20 protein-coding genes are annotated in these 20,250 nt (G+C 37.4%); 7 read left to right on the forward strand and 13 right to left on the reverse strand.

Translation table 11 applies throughout. The features are described from left to right. Positions 1–196: 196 nt before the first annotated feature. Complete coding sequence (locus ACIR131C_RS0113485; protein WP_028090624.1) at positions 197–1,723, reverse strand: CPBP family intramembrane glutamic endopeptidase; 1,527 nt, start codon at positions 1,721–1,723, stop codon at positions 197–199. Between the two features lie 124 nt (positions 1,724–1,847). Between ACIR131C_RS0113485 and ACIR131C_RS0113490 the strand changes: the two genes are divergently transcribed. From ACIR131C_RS0113490 to ACIR131C_RS0113500, 3 genes are all read left to right on the forward strand, one after another. Then, a complete protein-coding gene (locus tag ACIR131C_RS0113490; protein WP_028090625.1) occupies positions 1,848–2,468 on the forward strand; it encodes a tetratricopeptide repeat protein in 621 nt (206 codons plus the stop codon). A 385-nt stretch (positions 2,469–2,853) separates the two neighbouring features. Continuing rightward, positions 2,854–3,201 (forward strand): STAS-like domain-containing protein, encoded by a 348-nt coding sequence (locus tag ACIR131C_RS0113495; RefSeq protein WP_028090626.1) that lies wholly within the window; start codon positions 2,854–2,856, stop codon positions 3,199–3,201. A gap of 3 nt (positions 3,202–3,204) precedes the next feature. Beyond that, positions 3,205–3,813 carry a hypothetical protein gene (locus ACIR131C_RS0113500; protein ID WP_028090627.1) on the forward strand — a complete coding sequence of 203 codons (609 nt, stop codon included), beginning with the start codon at positions 3,205–3,207 and terminating at the stop codon, positions 3,811–3,813. Between the two features lie 72 nt (positions 3,814–3,885). Here the strand turns inward: ACIR131C_RS0113500 and ACIR131C_RS0113505 are convergent, their stop codons facing one another. From ACIR131C_RS0113505 to ACIR131C_RS0113545, 8 genes are all read right to left on the reverse strand, one after another. Then, positions 3,886–4,446: a Uma2 family endonuclease gene (locus ACIR131C_RS0113505; protein ID WP_028090628.1), complete on the reverse strand. Its 561-nt coding sequence runs from the start codon at positions 4,444–4,446 to the stop codon at positions 3,886–3,888. Between the two features lie 80 nt (positions 4,447–4,526). Beyond that, entirely contained in the window at positions 4,527–6,524 is a 1,998-nt protein-coding gene (uvrB, locus tag ACIR131C_RS0113510; RefSeq protein ID WP_028090629.1) for an excinuclease ABC subunit UvrB, read from the reverse strand. Positions 6,525–6,772: 248 nt separating this feature from the next. Continuing rightward, positions 6,773–8,134: a GTP-binding protein gene (locus ACIR131C_RS0113520; protein ID WP_028090631.1), complete on the reverse strand. Its 1,362-nt coding sequence runs from the start codon at positions 8,132–8,134 to the stop codon at positions 6,773–6,775. Between the two features lie 89 nt (positions 8,135–8,223). Beyond that, on the reverse strand, positions 8,224–8,448 hold the full coding sequence (locus tag ACIR131C_RS0113525) for a type II toxin-antitoxin system HicB family antitoxin (protein ID WP_028090632.1): 225 nt from the start codon (positions 8,446–8,448) through the stop codon (positions 8,224–8,226). Further along, positions 8,441–8,671 (reverse strand): type II toxin-antitoxin system HicA family toxin, encoded by a 231-nt coding sequence (locus ACIR131C_RS0113530; protein ID WP_028090633.1) that lies wholly within the window; start codon positions 8,669–8,671, stop codon positions 8,441–8,443. Before ACIR131C_RS0113530 ends, ACIR131C_RS0113525 begins: the two co-directional genes overlap by 8 nt. Positions 8,672–8,684: 13 nt before the next feature. Beyond that, on the reverse strand, positions 8,685–9,470 hold the full coding sequence (locus tag ACIR131C_RS0113535) for an ABC transporter ATP-binding protein (RefSeq protein ID WP_028083027.1): 786 nt from the start codon (positions 9,468–9,470) through the stop codon (positions 8,685–8,687). An 88-nt stretch (positions 9,471–9,558) separates the two neighbouring features. Continuing rightward, positions 9,559–10,128, reverse strand: coding sequence for a Uma2 family endonuclease (locus ACIR131C_RS0113540; protein ID WP_028090634.1), 570 nt, complete (start codon positions 10,126–10,128; stop codon positions 9,559–9,561). Between the two features lie 56 nt (positions 10,129–10,184). Further along, positions 10,185–11,318, reverse strand: coding sequence for a branched-chain amino acid ABC transporter permease (locus ACIR131C_RS0113545; RefSeq protein WP_028090635.1), 1,134 nt, complete (start codon positions 11,316–11,318; stop codon positions 10,185–10,187). A gap of 240 nt (positions 11,319–11,558) precedes the next feature. Between ACIR131C_RS0113545 and ACIR131C_RS0113550 the strand changes: the two genes are divergently transcribed. Beyond that, entirely contained in the window at positions 11,559–13,145 is a 1,587-nt protein-coding gene (locus ACIR131C_RS0113550; protein ID WP_028090636.1) for a glucose-6-phosphate isomerase, read from the forward strand. A gap of 175 nt (positions 13,146–13,320) precedes the next feature. On the opposite strand, the gene ACIR131C_RS0113555 is transcribed toward ACIR131C_RS0113550, so the two are convergent. The 3 genes from ACIR131C_RS0113555 to ACIR131C_RS0113565 form a co-directional block, all read right to left on the reverse strand. Then, on the reverse strand, positions 13,321–13,974 hold the full coding sequence (locus ACIR131C_RS0113555; protein WP_035372059.1) for a Nif11-like leader peptide family natural product precursor: 654 nt from the start codon (positions 13,972–13,974) through the stop codon (positions 13,321–13,323). 82 nt (positions 13,975–14,056) lie between these two features. Further along, positions 14,057–15,448: a malic enzyme-like NAD(P)-binding protein gene (locus ACIR131C_RS0113560; RefSeq protein ID WP_028090638.1), complete on the reverse strand. Its 1,392-nt coding sequence runs from the start codon at positions 15,446–15,448 to the stop codon at positions 14,057–14,059. Between the two features lie 715 nt (positions 15,449–16,163). Then, the gene (locus tag ACIR131C_RS0113565) at positions 16,164–16,355 is read right to left on the reverse strand and encodes a hypothetical protein (RefSeq protein WP_035372063.1); all 192 of its coding nucleotides are present in this window, start codon (positions 16,353–16,355) and stop codon (positions 16,164–16,166) included. A 258-nt stretch (positions 16,356–16,613) separates the two neighbouring features. Here ACIR131C_RS0113565 and thrC point away from each other — a divergent pair, with 258 nt between their 5' ends. Then, positions 16,614–17,705 carry a threonine synthase gene (thrC, locus tag ACIR131C_RS0113570; RefSeq protein ID WP_028090640.1) on the forward strand — a complete coding sequence of 364 codons (1,092 nt, stop codon included), beginning with the start codon at positions 16,614–16,616 and terminating at the stop codon, positions 17,703–17,705. Between the two features lie 246 nt (positions 17,706–17,951). On the opposite strand, the gene ACIR131C_RS0113575 is transcribed toward thrC, so the two are convergent. Beyond that, positions 17,952–18,536: a Uma2 family endonuclease gene (locus ACIR131C_RS0113575; protein ID WP_035372060.1), complete on the reverse strand. Its 585-nt coding sequence runs from the start codon at positions 18,534–18,536 to the stop codon at positions 17,952–17,954. A gap of 198 nt (positions 18,537–18,734) precedes the next feature. Between ACIR131C_RS0113575 and ACIR131C_RS0113580 the strand changes: the two genes are divergently transcribed. Continuing rightward, positions 18,735–19,238 (forward strand): DUF4112 domain-containing protein, encoded by a 504-nt coding sequence (locus tag ACIR131C_RS0113580; protein ID WP_028090642.1) that lies wholly within the window; start codon positions 18,735–18,737, stop codon positions 19,236–19,238. A 19-nt stretch (positions 19,239–19,257) separates the two neighbouring features. Then, the coding region (locus ACIR131C_RS22715; RefSeq protein WP_081677198.1) for an alpha/beta fold hydrolase at positions 19,258–20,250 on the forward strand (993 nt) is incomplete at its 3' end.

The raw sequence follows: 20,250 nt of genomic DNA on the forward strand, positions 1-20,250 counted from the left end.
GAACAGGTTTTGGGCAACTTTACTTTTCGTTACTTATGTCGGTTTTTTCCGTTCACCTACTTAGGTAATAGCTACTAAGTAATATCATGTCAGCCCAATTACCAATTACCCATTACCAGCCTCAACAGATATGATAAGTGTTCAACCAGATATTGTATAATTATGTATTGTATTTACCTAATATCTGATAAAATCCTTAGTTGTTACTACCTAGAATAAACAAACTGATTAATGTGCCGCTATTCCAAAGACTATGGAGGAACATGGAGGCTAATAAGTTGCGTGTTCTCGTGTAAACTACTCCTAATACTATTCCCAATGCTGTCAACGGTAGTATTTCTGATAAACTGAGGTGAGCAGCAGCAAATAACAGTGCGCTGGTGAAAATTGCCCCCCATACGGAAGTATAGCGCGTCAGAGATGGTAATAAAAAACCGCGAAATAGAAATTCTTCAAAAATCGGTGCTGCTATGGCTGCGGTAAAGAAAAATATCCCCAATGCCGTATAATCTCGACTTTCTAGCGCCATTTGTAATAGTGGGTTACTTCCCCCCTGTCCTTGCCATAATTTTTGGTTAATTAATGATACTATGACGACAATAGGTAAAGCTGCACAATATCCACCTATTCCCCACCAAAACCAATTACTAAAGAAATTAAAGCGAAACCAGTGGGGGGGAAGGGGGAAAAAACGCTTTATAGAAAAATACAGCACTGACAAACAACCTAAAGCAACTAACATATAACTGACTAAAACTGTCAAAGCTGCAACTCTTACATTACCTGTACCACGGGGAATAGGCAAAATAGATAATAATTCTGGTATAAATAATTGCCCCATTAAAAAGAAACCAAGGACAAAAACCTGAATAATTATTTCCCAATTCCAAGGAGTTGACCAAAGTAAATCACCATTTCTAGCTAATAGGGATTCTCGACCTTTGAGTAAGCGTTGAGTTAATAGGAAAATGAGCAGAATTGTCCCTATTAAGGCTGTTAAGCTGGGAATAGTCGCAATTATCCCTAATTTGAACACCGCTTGGGTTGCGGCTTCTTGTTGGGCAATTTCTAAAGCTGATAACGCTTCTTGACGTTGTTGAAGTCTATATAATTGCACTAAGGCTGTATCCCGAAACCAACCATTTAGGTTTTGTTGAATCAGTTTTTCAGCTTTGGGGAATAAACGCGGGGGTTTACTCCACATTCCGGTTAATGTTTCGGCAGTTTCTTTGTATTTGGGGTTAATATCTGAGTATTGCTGTAGATTACTCCAGGTTTTGATAGCTTTATCTGTTTCTTGTTCCTGTGCTTGCAAAATTCCCAGTCCTAAGTCTACTTCCGCTAATAACGTCTCCTGTTCCTGAATTAAGTTTTGTAAACTTTTCTCTTCTGCGGAAATAGAAGTAGTTACTAAAAATTGGAGTTCCGTTAACTTATTTTTAGTTGCCTGTAAACTGGTTTTGATAGATTCACTAGCTTCCTGGTATTGCTTGGTTGCGCTTGCTAAGGGATTTTCGCCAATAATAGATTCCTGAATTGTTTGAATGCTATGATCGCTACTATCTTCTGGTTGCCATGCCTGGGCCCGTAAAACTATGTTAGTCTGGTACAATTCTAGACGACTTTGGAATTGAGGTTTTTGCCAGCTACTTAATAAAGATAAACCTGACAACATGACAGCTAACAGCGTTAGCACTATTAACAACAATCTCTTAATTGTCATCTATTCCCCTTTGAGTATGCAAGTACAAAGTGTATTATAAGCTAGTACCGCAGGGTAGAGTTAATTTTTTTAACGAACCACGCCAGAACACAGAGAACACAGAGACAGAAAATTACTTATTAATATGTTTTTTATTAATTCTTTACAAAGTGAACTGAAGGAATGGAATCATACTATTAATCGTCAGCCAAATAATCCTCATGGTTATATTCGTCGAGGTATGGTCTATTTTAAGTTAGGGAAAATTCAGGAATCAATTCAAGATTTTGATACTGCGGAAAATTTAGATTTTCACATTACTCCTTATCTTTGGCAACGGGGTTTATCTTATTATTATGCTGAACAATTTTCTCAGGGTGCTAAACAGTTTGAAGTTGATTTAACTGTCAATTCTCAAGACGTGGAGGAAACGGTTTGGCGCTATCTTTGTATGGCTAGATTATCTGGAGTTACGGAAGCACGTAATTCTCTATTACCTGTGAAAAATGATTCTCGGAAAATTATGGGAGTTATATATGATTTTTTTGCTGGTAATTGTTCCAAAGATGATGTTTTGAATGTGGGAAAATTATCAGGATTAAAGGGTAAGTTTTACAGTCATCTCTATTTGGGTTTATATTATGAAGCTGAGAATAATTTAGACTTAGCACGGGAATATATTCTGAAAGCTGCGGACGAGTACAAAATTGATGACTATATGTGGTATTTAGCAGTGGTTCATAAAAATTTACGGAAATGGAATTAGATAAAGTTACATTCTTTTTTATGCACCCAGAGGCGCACAGACGCGGAGAGAATGCAATAATTAAAGCTGCTGTATACTAAGATATAGGATTTCAGCAATAATAGAAGTTTCTCAGACAGTAATTATTAATGACGCATACGCCAAGATAAGCTACAATATAGTTGATCATTATATTGCCTTTTCCCAATTACCAATTACCCATTACCAGCCTCAACAGATATGATAACTGTTCAACCGGACATGATATAATTCCTCTGGAACGCTAATTAATATAACTTTTCAATGTGACGAGAAATACTACGTTTTAGATTCTGATAGTTTACATGGCGAAGCTGTAGTTTCTGAATACAAGAGGCGAATATTCTACAAAGGAGGAGATACGGATATGATACACAAAATTTACGATATGGTGGGCGAATTAGCCACTACTGAGGAGCCTGGTCAAAAACTCTATGAAATTATTCATCCCTGCTTACTCCGTGGCGAACCAGTAGAATTAGATTTTACGGGGGTGAAAGTTTTTGCTTCTCCATTTATGAACTTTGCATTTGGTCAATTGTTGGAAGACATTTCCCCAGAAAAAGTGAATCAACTGATGGAATTTATTGCTCTCAATGATGATGGATGGGATGTTCTAGAATATGTAATGACTAAGGCCAAACGGTATTACTCTGATGAAAAATATCGAACTGCTGTGGATGTAGTAATTACAGATATGGCTGCAAGTTTTTGAGCTATGGCGATTAATCTCAACATTCAAGCTGATGTGATAGACATTAGAAAAGATACTCCAAAGAAAAGCGATATTTTCTTTGTAGATACTAACGTATGGTTTTGGCAAACTTACGCATATAAAAGATTTTCTAATTACCAAAGCAAAAATTATCCTAACTATCTGAATTTAGCTTACTCAAATAGAGCTACTCTCACATACTCTGGACTCACTTTAGCTGAACTTGCTCATATTATTGAGAAACACGAATATGAAACTTATATTAAATCCAATGGAAACTTACCAATCAAGGAATACCGTCATAATTATCCGCTAGAAAGAGCTAATGTTGTAGCTGAAGTCCGGTCTGCTTGGAGACAAGTGAAAAATTTTGCTAAACTCATTGACCTAACAGTAAATGATGCTACTACTGATGCTGCTATTAAGCGATTTAGCACTCAAGCAGTTGATGGTTATGATTTGCTGATGCTTGAAGCTATTAGCAAAGCAGGACAATTTCAAGTTATTACTGATGATATTGATTATAGTGTTGTTCCAGACATTCAGGTATTCACTAGCAACAACCGTTTAATTCAAGAAGCTGCTACACAAAATAAGTTAGTAGTGCGCTAATTATAAATTTAATTTATCTACCTAACATTTTATCTCTTAAATGCTTAATGCGATCGCCAATTTTCACCTCCTTTAAATCTTCCTCAAAAAATCCCTAATCTTAATTTCACACTCAGGAAAAGCTAAAGGTGAAACTGTCAAATTTTCCCCTAAAATACTTTCACTTTGATAACCTTCTGGATTGGGTAGACGATATACATACAATTTACGTCCATTAATATCTAAAACCCAATAATCAATAATGCCTGATTTAGCATAGGCTAAAGTTTTTACTTCTCGATCATATTTCAGACTAGAATCAGCAATTTCAATAACTAAAAAGACTTCTGATGGTTGGGGATGATGATCTTCATAATCCAAAGCATCAGTTTTCACAACTGCAATATCTGGTTCTGGTTCTGAGTAATCATCAAGTTTAATTGGTGATTGAGTTCTAATTAAAACCTTATCACCTAAACGTTGATTTAATATTCTTTGCGTCCGGGTTATAGCAGCTTCGTGTGCAGTTCCTTTAGCGGCCATTTTGATAATTTGTCCTGATATTAACTCTAAGCGTTCTTCCGGGTGAAATATACCTATTTCGGCCATTTGGTGATATTCATTAACCGTGATTTGACGAATATTGGTTAACATAAATTTCCTCCTCCTCTGCGTCCTCTGTGCCTCTGTGGTTCGTTAAAAAAAATATTCACACAAATCACAAATACCATATATTAACGTCCTAACATTTTATCTCTTAAATGGTTAATGCGATCGCGTAATTTTGCAGCCTCTTCAAATTCCATCTTTTTAGCTGCTTCTTTCATCTGTTTTTCTAATAAAATAATTAACTGAGGAATATCCTCCAAAGATAATTCATCTAAATGTTCATCAACTATGTTTAAATCACTAGCATTTAAACGCCGAGAAGCATCTAAAAATGATAAAATAGCATTACTCGACTTTTTCTTAATCGGTTGGGGTGTAATTCCATGTAATTTATTATAAGCCATTTGAATCCCCCTTCTTCTATCAGTTTCATCAATAGCTTTAATCATACTATCTGTTAATTTATCAGCATATAAAATTGCTTTTCCCTTAACATGACGTGCTGCGCGTCCAATAGTTTGAATTAAAGAACGTTCTGTTCTCAAAAATCCTTCTTTATCTGCGTCCATAATTGCAACTAAAGAAACTTCTGGTAAATCTAAACCCTCGCGCAACAAGTTTACACCAACTAAGACATCAAAAACACCATTTTGCAAATCTTGTAAAATTTCTATCCGTTGAATAGAATTAATTTCTGAATGCAAATATCTAATTCTGATTCCCCTGGCTTCTAAATATTCAGTTAGATCTTCGGCCATACGTTTAGTTAATGTTGTAATTAAGGTTCTTTCCTGACGGTCAACTCGATCTTTTATTTCTCCTAATAAATCATCAATTTGTCCTTCCGTTGGCCGCACAAATATTTCAGGGTCAATTACTCCCGTTGGTCTAATTACTTGTTCAATAATATTATCCTCAGAAATCTCTAGTTCCCAATTTCCTGGAGTCGCAGAAACAAAAATACATTGATTGACTTTTTGCCAAAATTCCTCTGCTTTTAAAGGACGATTATCCGCAGCACTGGGAAGTCGAAAACCATGATCTATTAATACTTTTTTCCTCGCTTGATCTCCGTTATACATTCCCCGAATTTGGGGAACGGTAACATGAGATTCATCTATTACTAATAACCAATCTTCGGGAAAATAATCAATTAAACATTCAGGTGGTTCTCCTGCTTGTCTTCCAGCTAAATGACGAGAATAATTTTCTACTCCGTTACAATATCCCACTTCTCTTAACATTTCTAAATCATAACGGGTGCGTTGATCAATACGTTGCGCTTCGACTAATTTCCCCGTTTCTTCTAATATTAATTTTTGCTGTTTTAGTTCTCTAGCGATATCTTCACAAGCTATTTCTACTCTTTCTTTGGGAGTAACAAAGTGACGCGCAGGATAAATATTTACTGCTGCTAAATTACCAATAATTTCACCGCTGACAGGATCTATATATTTGATTGCGTCAATTTCATCACCAAAAAATTCGACGCGAATAATTCTATCTTCGTAAGCAGGAGAAATTTCTAAAACATCACCTCGGACTCGAAATTTTCCCCTGCCCATTTCTATGTCATTACGACTATATTGAACTGCGGTTAAATCCCGTAAAATTTGCCGAGGATCTATTTCCATTCCTATTTGTAATCGAATTGCAGCTTTTAAATATTCTGCCGGCATTCCTAAACCATAAATACAACTAATTGAAGCCACAACAATTACATCCCGACGTTCAAATAAGGAACGGGTAGCAGAATGTCGTAACATATCTATTTCTTCATTAATTGCTGATGTTTTCTCTATATAAGTATCTGTAACTGGTAGATATGCTTCGGGTTGATAATAATCATAATAACTAACAAAATACTCTACTGCATTATCAGGAAAAAACTCCCGCAGTTCATTACATAATTGGGCTGCTAATGTCTTATTATGTGCTAATACTAGAGTAGGTTTATTCACTTTGGCAATAACTGCGGCTATGGAAAATGTCTTCCCGGTTCCTGTCGCACCAAGTAATGTTTGATAATGATTTCCTTTTTGAATACTAGCAGAAAGTTGAGCGATCGCTTGTGGTTGATCACCAGTAGGGACAAAGGGCGCTTGCAGATTAAAATCCATTATCTCGGTTCATCGTTACACCCAGTAATTCTACACAATTTCTCAGCTTTGCGTCGGGGGGGGCAAATTTTTTTTTCGGGACGGAGTTGCCACATTGCCGGCGATGTGCTATATTAATATAATGGAGTGGTGATAAAATTTTTATGAAAAGACGCACTCCCATTATCATAATATCACCCCTAGCACCGCAAGTCAATCCCTACAACAAAAAAAAAGAAAATTGTTTTTGATTATTTTTGATTAATTCAAGATCAAAATTCTCCAAAATTACCGCCCAATTCTTGCTGTAAGCGATACAAAATAGTGTTTTTATCAACTTGAGATAAAATCTCCTGAATGACGGTATTAGCGCCCAATTGTCCCCAAGTACAGCCTTTTTCAAGATATAACTTTGCAGCTTTACCGACGGTATAAGCACCATAACCAGCAATTCCCCCTTGAATAATGGCGCTGCTGGTAAAAGTGGTAATGTTAAATGGATTATCACCACTAGTTATGGCTGCGGTAGTTTTACCTAAACCTAATATTAAACTACTGCTGATTTCTCCCAACAATAAACCACCGGAACTAAATAAAATGGTTTTTAATAATTTACTGGCTTCATAACTAGTCATAGGTAAACCATACAATTTAGCTAAAGTACGAATTAAGGCTAAATCAGTAATAAAACCGCCAATTATATCTAAAAAAGCAATAGGATTTAAACCAATAACTAAAGCCTTATATTGACTAAATCGCCAAATAATATCTTCTGCTTCTTTTTCCCGCATATCAATGGTTTTTTGGGCGATATTTTCCTCAGATTCCCTAGCTTGAATTAGTGCATTTAAAGCTAACAGAGATCGTCCTTCTCTGTTTAATATATTCAAGATTGTTTGCTTTAATTCCTCTACCTGGGGAGGTGATGTTTCCCATTCATAATTAATAGTTCCGTTTGGATATTCTACTCTCACCTCCATGGGCGCAGGTTCAGCGGCTACCATGACAATTTCATCTGGTAATAAAGGATTATTTTGGGAATTTCCCGCCCCTAGTTGTTGGAGATTTTTGTAAATTGCATTTCTGTCTATTTCTGGATATAAATCAATTTTATTAAATACTAAAATCAAGGGTTTTTGGGCTTGACGTAATTCCAATAATCCTTGATATTCAGTTTTAGTAATATCTCCAGAAACAACAAACAAAATTAAATCAGCTTGACCGGCTACATTTCGCGCCATTTCCGCCCTTAATTCTCCTGCAATTTCATCTAAACCAGGGGTATCTATTAATTCGACTAATACCTTATCCCCCGGTTTCCAGCGCACAGAACGTGGCCATTGAGTCACACCATTTAAAGGTCCTGTTTGCAGAATTTTTTCCCCTATTAAAGAGTTTAATACTGCTGATTTTCCTCGACTAACTAAACCAAAAGCCGCAATTCTAATCACATTTGCATCTAATTTACTCAATGTGTTATTCAAAGCTTCTATTTCGGGTTTGAGTAAATTTTCTAATTCTGGGTTGGCGGCTAGTTGTCCAGATTTACGGAGATATCCATACCAAGATAATGCTTGTCTGAGACTAGCACGGGCGCGGTTTAAATGGGTTTCTTGTAGGTTACGGTTACTCACTGATTTTAGTTTTTATAGGAATAAAAAGCCTTGACGATTATAAATCACGGCTATACAAACAAAGTCCACGCAGGTGGACTAATGAAAAATCAAGCTGCTGTTAATGATTTTCCTAAAATTTGCGGTTCAGGTATTGGTTGTCCGTCTTCTAAATAAGATGAAATCAGCATTTCTAAAACTTCTTGGGCATTTTTTAAAGCCTCTTCATAAGTGTCTCCATGAGTATGACAAAATTCTCCCCATTCAGGAAGACTTACAACAAAGCATTTATCTTCTTCTGACCATTGAATAATGATTGTGTAATGATTATTCATTTTGTGCTTCCTCTTGAGTTTTTTTTATTTCTTCTATTTTTTTGATGGCGTTACTAACATCTTTCTCTTGGTATTCTTTCGCATCTTTTCCGTCTTTACCTGATATAGTGACTCTCCCAGATAACAAAGGATGATACCAGTTAGTGTGACTACCTTTTCCAGTCCGACAAGTAAAACCGAATTGCAGTAATAAATTTTTCAGTTCTCTAATTTTTTTGGGCATATCTAATATAATATCATTGTCCCAAATATGCTTCTAAAACTTTGGTATTATTTTGGATTTCTTGAGGATTCCCCACAGCTAAATTTTTTCCTTCTGCTAATACCCAAACTCTATCACATAAAGACATAATTACATCCATATTATGCTCAATAATTAAAAATGTCATTCCCTCCTGACGATTCCATGTTATAATGCGATCGCATATCTCATCAATTAATCGAGGATTGACACCAGCAGCAGGTTCATCTAATAATATTAACTTAGGATTAGTCATTAATGCCCTGCCAATTTCTAAAAGTTTTCTTTGTCCTCCAGATAAACCACCAGCATAGTCTGAAGCCTTTTTTTCCAAGCCTACAGATTCTAACAAAAACATAGCCCGTTCTTTTAATTGTTTTTCTTCTTTAAGAATAACATGAGGTTGCAGTTGCACTTGCCAAAAGTTTTCACCAGTTTGTTTTTGCGCTCCCAAAAGCATATTTTCTAATACTGATAATTTTGATAAAACCCGGGCAACTTGAAAAGTTCTGACTAATCCTTGTTGAGCAATTTGGTATGATTGTAATTGATGAATAGGTTCACCATCAAAAATGACTCTACCTTTATCTGGATGGATAAAATTAGAAAGTAAATTAAATAAGGTGGTTTTACCAGCACCATTAGGACCAATTAACCCAGTAATACTACCTTTGATAACTTCAATATTCGCTTCTTCAACTGCTTTAATTCCACCAAAATTTTTACAGAGTCCAGTTGCAGCTAATAGCGGTAATTCCGGTGATTTGATATTATTTACCATGATGATTTTCTTCTCAACTTCATTTTTAGGTTTTTTGTTGGTTTTTAATTATTGTTATGAAATAAAAATTGTCGTAGTTCATCAAATTTCATCCCTGTAAAACCTCAGCCACAGTTAACTTTAAATCACTAAATAGAGGCGAACAAATCATATCATCTCCCCTATAAACCTGCTCCTCATAAAAACCCTCTACCCATTCCAAAACCGTCACTTTTTGCCCAATTGGATCAACAATCCAATACTCAATAATTCCCCGCGCCGCATACTCAGAACGCTTGTAACGATAATCACGATTTTCCTGATTTGGACTCACTACCTCAACCACCAACAAAGGCAGCGGCATATCCATTAAAATCAGCGAGCGTGTAGCCCCCTGCATCACTTGAGCTAATTCTTCAGAAAACACCGTCAAATCAGGAACACGCACCCCCACCTGCCGACTATTCACAGCAATTTCTGTTTTCATACTCAAGCGGTAATAGGGAATACCCAATTGCAGAAAATAGGCAACTAAAAACATTGCTATGCGCCGATTTATCTCACTTTCTAAAGGCATAGGAATTAATTCTCCGTTCTCAAATTCATATAAATTATCTGTCCCATCGTCATAATTAAGAAATTCCTCAAAAGTCATCTTGTTAGCAGTTGCAACTATCATGGCTATTCCTCCCATAAACGGCTTGTATCAACTATTTTAACATCACAAATTTCTAATTATTTACCAAGAGTAAGTTCCTCCTTTTTTCCTAAAATACCTTGAGGTCGCCAAATCATTAACACCATTAAAATTAAACCAATAAACATCACCCGAAAAGCACCAATTCTTTCTACATCTAAAGGAACAATTTTCGGTAAAAATTCCCTAGTTAAAGAGTCATAAGCAAAGTAAATAACCGCACCTAAAATTGTGCCGACATTATTTCCTGCACCACCTAAAATTACCATAATCCAAGCGTCAAAGGTAAGTTGAGGTTGAAAATTATCGGGATAAATTGCTCCTAATTGCCAAGCAAAGAACGCCCCTGCAATACCAGCAATTGCACCGCCCAACATTAATGATTGTAGTTTATAAGAAAAGACATTTTTACCTAATGCTTTGGGAATTTCTTCATCTTCACGAATAGATTTTAGCACTCTTCCCCAAGGAGATCGGACTAAAATTTCTAACCGCCAAAATATGAAAGCTAAAATTAACAATGCCAACAACATTAAACCGGCTTTGGGATTATAATTGTATAAGCCAATTATACCAGAGATATAAATTGCTAGAGCTAATAGTCCTAAAGCAATTCCTACTATCAATCGGGAAGTAAATTCTTGTTTAAGGCTGCTGTTTCTAATAGTATTATTATTTGCAGAAATTTGAGCAGTTCGTATCCAATTCCACAAAGAAAATAATGTGATCCCTGTCAATAAAGTTAACACGGCAATCATCACCAAGCGGAAAAACAAATTTGGGGTTGTTGATAACGGTATGACATAACTTTGCACACCAAAAGAGCCAGATATCCAATCTTTACCTACAGGTAATTCCTGATTATTTACTATTAATCTAATTAATTCCCCTGTACCAATGGTAACAATTGACAGATAATCTTCTCGTAAGCGGAGAGTCGCAAAACCTATGACTAAACCCAATAAAGCGGCGACAATTGCTCCAACTACAGCCGAAAGCAATAATGGTACACCTTTAAAAGTTAATAATACTGTTGTGTACGCTCCTAAAGTCATAAAAGCAATATGACCGAAGTTAATTAAACCCGTAAAACCCCATTGTAAATTCAGTCCTAGCGCAAATAGCGCGAAGGTTGCGGTAGAAATAGCTAGAAAAATTAGATATTCAATCATTAGCTGGTCATTTGTTAGTGGTCGGTGGTTAGTGGTCAATTGTCAATTGTCAATTGTCCGTTGTCAAGTTTTGTGTATTATTAGTTACTAAATTCTGAGCCTTAATAAGTATTAAGACTAACAGTAGTATAATATCGTTATCTGTGCTTCTATTAAAAACTGTATAATACAAAGCAGGGATCACCAAAACCATACATTAAACTTATGTTTGACCAACACTTTATTTGAGATTTCCCTCTTATGAATGCTCAGGCACTTTGGCAACGATACCAAGATTGGTTATATTTACACGAGGGATTAGGACTGTATTTAGATATTAGTCGGATGCGCTTTGATGATGCCTTTGTAGCATCATTAAAACCTAAGTTTGACAAAGCGTTTGCGGATATGCTAGAACTGGAAAAAGGTGCGATCGCTAATCCCGATGAAAACCGCATGGTAGGTCATTACTGGTTGCGAAATCCAGATTTAGCCCCCACCCCAGAACTAACTCAAGAAATAGTTCAAACTTTAGAACAAATCGAAGCTTTTGCAGACCAGGTACACACTGGTGCAATTCATCCTCCCAAAGAAAGCCGCTTTACAGATATTATCTCTATCGGTATCGGTGGTTCGGCCTTGGGTCCCCAATTTGTCGCTGAAGCCCTTTCCCCAGACTTCCCCCCCCTACAAATTCACTTTATTGACAATTCCGACCCCGCAGGTATTGATAGAGTGCTATCCCAATTAGGAAATAAACTGGCTACCACTTTGGTGTTAGTAATTTCCAAATCTGGAGGAACTCCCGAACCCCGCAATGGCATGATTGAGGTAAAACAAGCCTATACAGCCCAAAAATTAGATTTTTGCCAATATGCAGTTGCCATTACTGGACAAAATAGTAATTTAGACCAAGTGGCAAAATCGGAAAACTGGTTAGCCCGATTTTCCATGTATGATTGGGTGGGTGGACGTACCTCGGAAATGTCCGCTGTAGGGCTATTACCTGCGGCATTACAGGGCATTGATATCCGTGCTATGCTATCTGGCGCAAAGGACATGGATGATGCCACTCGCGTCCCTCACCTCAAGGATAACCCAGCCGCTTTATTAGCCCTGGCTTGGTATTTCTCTGGAAATGGCAAAGGCCAGAAGGATATGGTGGTTCTCCCCTACAAGGACAGTTTGTTGTTATTTAGCCGCTATTTGCAACAACTGGTTATGGAATCCTTAGGTAAGGAAAAGGATTTGGACGGGAAAACTGTATATCAAGGTCTTGCAGTTTATGGTAACAAAGGTTCAACAGACCAACACGCCTATGTCCAACAATTACGGGAAGGTGTACCTAATTTCTTTGCTACCTTGATTGAAGTTTTAGAAGACCGTCAAGGAAAATCCCCAGAAGTTGATCCCGGTGTCACCGCTGGTGATTATCTCTCTGGTTTCTTGTTGGGAACTCGTCAAGCATTGTATGAGAATAACCGCGATTCCATTACAGTCACTATTCCCCAAGTTAATGCCCGTACTGTGGGCGCATTAATTGCATTGTATGAGAGAGCAGTAGGTTTGTATGCCAGTTTAATCAATGTCAATGCTTATCACCAACCTGGTGTAGAAGCTGGTAAAAAAGCCGCTGCTGTGATTCTCGATTTACAAAAACGAGTTTTAGAAGTGTTACAAACCCAGAGGAAAGCACTTTCTATTGCTGAATTGGCAAATATTGCCGGTGCTACTGAGGAAATTGAAGCAATTTACAAAATTCTCCGTCATTTACATAGTAATCATCGGGGTGTGGTGTTAACAGGAGATCTAGCTAAACCTGGGAGTTTAACTGTTTCTTTGGGTTAATAAAATTACCTTTGTTCATTAAAATCAGATCCCCGACTTCTTCCATAAGTCGGGGATTTTGTTTTTTGTTTTTTATTTTTTGTAATTAGTAGCTTGGTTTAAGCGTAGCCCAACATTCATTTATCATTTATTGTTGATCTTAGGTTTTCTCCTGTCAAACCAACTTACTAATAAACTACATAATCAGACGTTGATTAAAATAACCAGGAGGTAAAAAACATTGTCGGAGAGAGTATTTTTCATCATTTATATCTTCATCCCATCTCACAAGCCCCGTTGGTTTATTAATATGACAAAATGGTGGTACAAGTCCCCAACTTTCAGCAAGACCTATCCAGAATCCAGTGCAGATTCCAGCAATTACTGGTGTAAACAAAACTTGTCCGGTGGGGTTAAAAATCCCCACTTTTGAGGATAATTTTATTTCTGTTAATATCCATCCTAAAGCTTCTATGGAAAAGTAATAATCATGTTGTTTAGCAATTTCTAGAAACTGCTGAGGAGTTTTAGACGATAATAACTCTTCCCGCAAAGTTGGTGTTTTTTGTGCTATCGCCAAAAAATCCCAAATTTGTTGTTTCGTAATCATCACCCAGACGATTTCTTCTTCAGTGAAAAAATAATTATTTTCTGCTGCTACTTGGATAAACTGCGCTAAGTTATTAGTTTTTAGTAGATGTTCTTTTAAAGATGGTGTTTGCTCTAATGCGGATAAAAAGCCAAGAATTTTTTCCCACGTGAATAGATTAAAATTCTGGTAATTTTTTACTTTTTCTTTCCAGAAAGAGTAACTGTCTTCTCTGTAAAAAAAATCCCAAATCTGATACATTTTTAGATAAAATACCTCAATGATTTACAAACCAAACCGGTCACGGGGACAGGTAAGATACCCATCCCACTTAATTAACTCATTAATTAGAACAAATACCTTCTTCTCTTGCAGCTTGTTGCACCGCAGCAGCAACAGCGGTAGCAACTCGTTTATCAAAAACAGAAGGAATAATATGTTGGCGGTTTAAATCGGAAATATTCACCAAAGAAGCGATCGCATTAGCCGCTTCTAAACACATATTAGTAGTAATCCTCCTCGCCCGACAATCTAAAGCTCCACGAAACACCCCTGGAAACGCCAGGACGTTATTAATTTGGTTAGGGTAGTCACTCCGTCCCGTAGCCATGACAGCGACGTTTTTAGGGGCTAATTCTGGCTGGATTTCCGGTATGGGATTGGCCATAGCAAAGACGATGGCATCTTTTCTCATTCCTTGCACCATTTCCGGTGTCAAAACTCCCGGCGCACTGACACCAATAAATACATCCGCCCCTTGCACTGCACCAGCTAAAGTTCCTTGGGCTTTAACGGCAAATTCCAGTTTTTCTGGGGTTAAATCGCTGCGATTTGTAGAAATAATGCCCTTAGAGTCGCACATCAAAATCGTTTCTGCACCTGCTTTACGGAGTAACCGAGCAATGGCTACCCCAGCCGCACCAGCGCCATTAATAACAATGCGGACATCTGCAATGGACTTCTGGACAAGTTTCAGAGAATTTAATAAGGCTGCTAAGGTGACAATTGCTGTCCCATGTTGGTCATCATGGAATATCGGTATATTTAATTCTGCTTGTAATCTTTGCTCAATTTCAAAACAGCGCGGTGCAGCAATATCCTCCAAATTCACACCACCAAATACAGGAGCGATATTTTTCACAGCTTTGACAATCTCATCAGCATTTTGAGTATCCAAACAGATGGGAAAAGCATCCAGTCCAGCAAATTCTTTAAATAGCATGGCTTTTCCTTCCATGACCGGTAAAGCTGCTTCAGGTCCCAAATTGCCCAAACCTAATACAGCACTACCATCGGTAACGATGGCCACTGTATTCTGTTTAATAGTTAAATTGTATACTTCCTCTGGATTTTCGGCGATCGCTTTACAAATCCGACCGACCCCTGGAGTATAAGCCATTGCTAAATCAGAAACACTTTTGAGAGCAATTCTGCTGACAATACTGATTTTACCACCGCGATGTAAATTAAAGGTACGGTCATAAACATCAATTATCTGAATATCTGGTAATTCCTTTACCGCTTGCACTATGGTTTCTGCGTGTTCCGTACTGGCGGCATCAACTGTAACATCACGTATAGATTCTTGACGATTTTGTGCAATTAAATCAATTTGTCCTAGATTACCACCTGTGGCCGCGATCGCTTGGGTAACAGATGCTAACATCCCCACTCGATTGGGAATTTGCAACCGCAGGGTGACACTAAAACTAGAATTAGGAGTCAGATTTGTCATGGAGCTAATTTCGATTTTAAATTTTAGATTTTATATTGAATTGCTACGTCAAATTTTATTTTTCATTAAAGCCCACAACCTTTATCAAACTACCCCTAGTCTGTTGTATCGGAAATTATTACCTTACAAGTGTTGCCTGCCTAAGTCTTATTTTATATTCATTTCTCCCTGTCCTCTGCCTCGGTAACGATAGTATTTCACCCTAAATTGGCCGAAAAACCCACAGAATCAAAACCTAAACACCATTCGGCTGACGCTCATGGTACACCCAAAAAGTTTTTAGGTTTTGGTGTCTTTTAATCCAGGCATTAAAGACCAGTGGGGGATTTATCGAATGTAGAATCCGATACTTTTTTGCTAACTAATGCTAACAAATACATAAGTTGAGATTTTTTTCTTTCAACCAAGGCGTATCAACCAATGCACGAAGATAAATTCCTCGCGCACTTAATAAGTGTTTGCCGTGCTTGGTTCTCGCACAAAGAAGCAAACTGAATTAAGAGTATTATATTTTCTTGACGCAGTGACTATCTTGATTTACAGAGGAATAGTTTGCCAAGATGGTATTTCTCCAGATACTCTTAATTCTAAATAGCTTACAAGCTATAGGTAAAATATATCATAACATCCAGTGAAATTCGACCGCTTTTCACCAGTGGTATGTATGCCATGGGGAAAGTAGATCGTTAGTTAACGAAAGTTAGCAAATGGTTAACTAGCTAATTTCCTCTCTAGGAATTTCCAGTTCGCTCTTGAGATTTTGCAGTTGCTCTAGAAGAGAATCTATCTCCGCTTGTAAGTTCATAAACTTGACTTGCTGATCGTCTTGATAATAAGCCTTAGTTAACTTCTTAACTAGGTTAACGTGGGATTCGCATTCGGAAACACTGGATGACATAGTAGACATAGTTGTTGACATTACAAACTTAACTCACACCATTAGTTATAAATATTATAATTATAATATGCCAATCATGCTCATCCCCAGCTTTGTTAAAATATTGTTTAGTTTTCATCATATACTCTAATAAATTACAAATGTGGTCATTATCCTCTCCGCTCTTGGTGAAGATGCCCCACAACTAAGATTATGACTTGAAACGTGGAATACTTATACTAAAAGCATTCCAGATCCCAAATCCTTAATTAATAAATTTTGAATCCCGTGACTTTGAGCCTGTCTGCTGCTAAATCTCATGACCAACCTTGGCCAGGGCTAATACAAGCCTATCGTCAGTACTTGCCTGTTAGCGAAAAAACCCCCGTGGTGACTCTCTTGGAAGGTAACACACCTTTGATTCCCGTGCCAGCCATCGCCGAACGTATTGGCAGACAGGTGAAGGTGTATGTCAAATATGATGGTCTTAACCCCACTGGTAGCTTCAAAGACCGGGGAATGACAATGGCAATTTCTAAAGCAGCAGAAGCGGGTGCTAAAGCTGTAATTTGTGCCAGCACTGGTAATACCTCCGCCGCTGCCGCTGCCTATGCTAGAAGAGGTGGGATGCGCCCCTTTGTATTAATTCCCGATGGTTACGTGGCTTTGGGAAAGTTGGCACAAGCGTTACTTTATGGGGCGGAAGTCCTAGCAATTCAAGGCAATTTTGACCGCGCTCTGGAAATTGTCCGAGAAATGGCGGATCAATATCCCATTACTTTAGTAAATTCTGTAAATCCGTACCGTCTAGAAGGGCAAAAAACTGGCGCTTTTGAAGTTGTTGATGCTTTGGGTGATGCCCCCGATTGGCTATGTATTCCCGTGGGCAATGCCGGTAATATTACAGCATATTGGATGGGTTTTTGTCAATACCATCAACATGGTAAATGTGATCGCCTCCCGAAAATGATGGGTTTTCAAGCCGCTGGGGCTGCACCCTTGGTCAATGGTCAACCAGTCACACATCCTGAAACTATAGCCACAGCCATTAGAATTGGTAATCCTGCCAGTTGGGATAAGGCCATTGCAGCACAAACAGCCAGTCAAGGCACTTTCCGGGCTGTGACTGACGAGGAAATTCTCGACGCTTACCGTCTATTAGCATCATCAGAAGGGATTTTCTGTGAACCCGCTAGTGCGGCTTCCGTGGCAGGATTGTTACAGGTAAAAGACGAAGTTCCCACCGGTGCGACTGTGGTTTGTGTCCTCACTGGTAATGGGTTGAAAGACCCAGATACCGCTATTAAACACAGTCATGCCCAATTTAAACAGGGTATTGCAGCAGATGTAAAGGCTGTTGCAGAAGCTATGGGATTTTAAGCAAATTTTAGGGTTTGTAACAGGTTTTAAGGATGGAAATAAGCGATTTCCGGCCAGTGCTTCCCTATCGCTTATTCTAAGCTGTTAAGCAGCTAAATTGTACAATCCTAATATGGCTAGATATTGTAGTGCGGGCATCCTGCCCGCTATAATTATACAAATTAAATACAGTACAGCTTATTCTAAGATATTCTAGACAAAAGCGATGATTTTGCCTTTATTGCAACCCCGTTCTTAAGCTATAATTTATGGGGTGAGAATATCACTGACCTTAATCTCAATTTCTGGAAATACTGCACTTTTAATCAAATCATCACCTGTATAGATAAATTCTTCATAAAAGCCTTCTACTAAAGATAAAACTGTAATTTTGTTCTGTACAGGGTCAACAATCCAATATTCAGCAATTCCCCTGGCTGCATATTCAGAACGCTTGAAACGATAGTCTCTTACTTCATTTTCAGTACCAGGTGATACCACCTCTATTGCTATTAATGGTGGTGGCATATCATGGGTAATTGTTCCTCGTTTGGTAGTTTCTAAAGCAGCGCGACATTCTTCACCCAAAACTAATAAATCAGGGATTCGTACCTTAGCCCTACGTCCACTTACCTCCATCATAATCTCTTTATACTTTAATAAATAAAGAGGGATTATTTTAGCCAATTCCAACAATAATCGCATTGATACATCGGAGTTTAAAATTGATTCTGGAGGCATTAAAACTAATTCTCCATCCACTAATTCATAGCGATTTCCAGTACCATCATCATAGGCATAGTAATCTGCAAAAGAAAAATAATTGACAGGTGCTTGAGTAATTTGAACCATAACATAAATATAATTCCATTCCCTTAGTACATATTACTCCAAAATTTGAGACATTTATCTCCTACAAGTAAGTTGGCATAAAAAAACCAACCTGGGTAAAGAAATGTAAAATCGCTGAAAACCTCTTGACTTTTGCCTAATGTTATAACCACAATTTTTAACGCCAACCTACTCAATCAATATCGGAAATCATGAATAATGCCTAATTCTCCTAAACACTTTTCTATCACAGCTGATGCTTCTACACCTCGATTAAAGCGTTTACGTCAACTTAGTAAAATATTAGATAATATAATTACCATTCCCGGAACACAAGTGGGAATCGGTTTAGATCCAATCATGGGATTAATACCCGTAGGTGGTGATGCTCTAGGACTAATATTTTCCTTTTATATTATCATTGAAGCCGCACAATTAGGCCTATCTACAGCCACATTAGGAAGGATGGTCATAAATGTGATTATTGATTCCTTGATTGGCTCTATTCCCATGTTAGGAGACTTCTTTGATTTTGCCTGGAAAGCTAATAATTATAATATCATTTTATTAGAAGAAGCCTTAAAAGATCCTCGCAAAAACAAAAAAGCAAATAATTCCTTTATCCTCCTGTTGATTATCGGCTTATTTCTGATTGCCATTGTCTTAATATCCATCCCCGTGATATTAATAAGAATATTATGGCAAGTTATCACTGGTAGTTAAATTACTCCTACATAAAATTATGAAAGATTGGTGGCAAGATAATTTTCCTCAAGGGCGGCAAAATCTCACTATTACCGATTCTCAAGGTTATCCAATTCAAATAGCCTATGGTGAAAAAGGTACGGGTAAACCCCTAATTTTATTACATGGTTTAGGCAGTTGGAGTTATAATTGGCGACTTAGTATTAAGCCATTATCTCAACATTTTCGCGTAATTTGTTGTGATTTTAAAGGTTTTGGTTTTTCGGAAAAACCTGTATCTCGTCGAGAAGAAAATGGACATCAAATTATTGAATTAAAACGCATTATTCAGGGTTTATGTGATGAACCACCGATAATTGTGGCCGAATCTATAGGGGCATTAATTTCCCTGGGTTTAGCAGGTGTCAGTCCTCATTTAATCGCACGTTTAGTAGTCATTAATGCTCCTATTTTCACGGAAACATTACCTCATTGGGCTATGGATTTGCTGGCACAAACACCAATAGAAATCATCCATGCAATTGATTATTTACGTCTAGCATATTGGTTTGCACCTTTAGTTAGAGAAGTTATGGGAACAGAAAGACGCAAGGTATTATATGATCCCTCATTATTAACAAAAGAAGATATTTATTGGATTACTTACCCATTTATTGAAATTCCTGGAACTGTGGTCAAAGTTGCCGAAGAATTACAAATTGCTGCCAAAGAAATCGAGAATTTCCGCACAAATCAGCCTAATATGTTGAGTAATATTCAAAAAAATCTCAAAAATATTGAATGTCCAACTTTAATTTTATGGGGTGATCAAGATAGTTGGTTTCCTGTTAGTCATGGAGAAAAATTACATCAATATCTACCTAATTCTCGTTTACAAATTTTGCAAAATTGTTATCATGATGCCTCCACTGGTGCTGCTGATGTTGTTAATGCAGCAATTTTGCAGTTTTTAAAAGATACTAATTACTTAGGACTTACGCAAGATTCATGGAATAACGAACCACTCCAGGCACAGAGGTCACGGAGAAAT

Source organism: Dolichospermum circinale AWQC131C, assembly GCF_000426905.1.
Taxonomy (GTDB): Bacteria; Cyanobacteriota; Cyanobacteriia; order Cyanobacteriales; family Nostocaceae; genus Dolichospermum; species Dolichospermum circinale.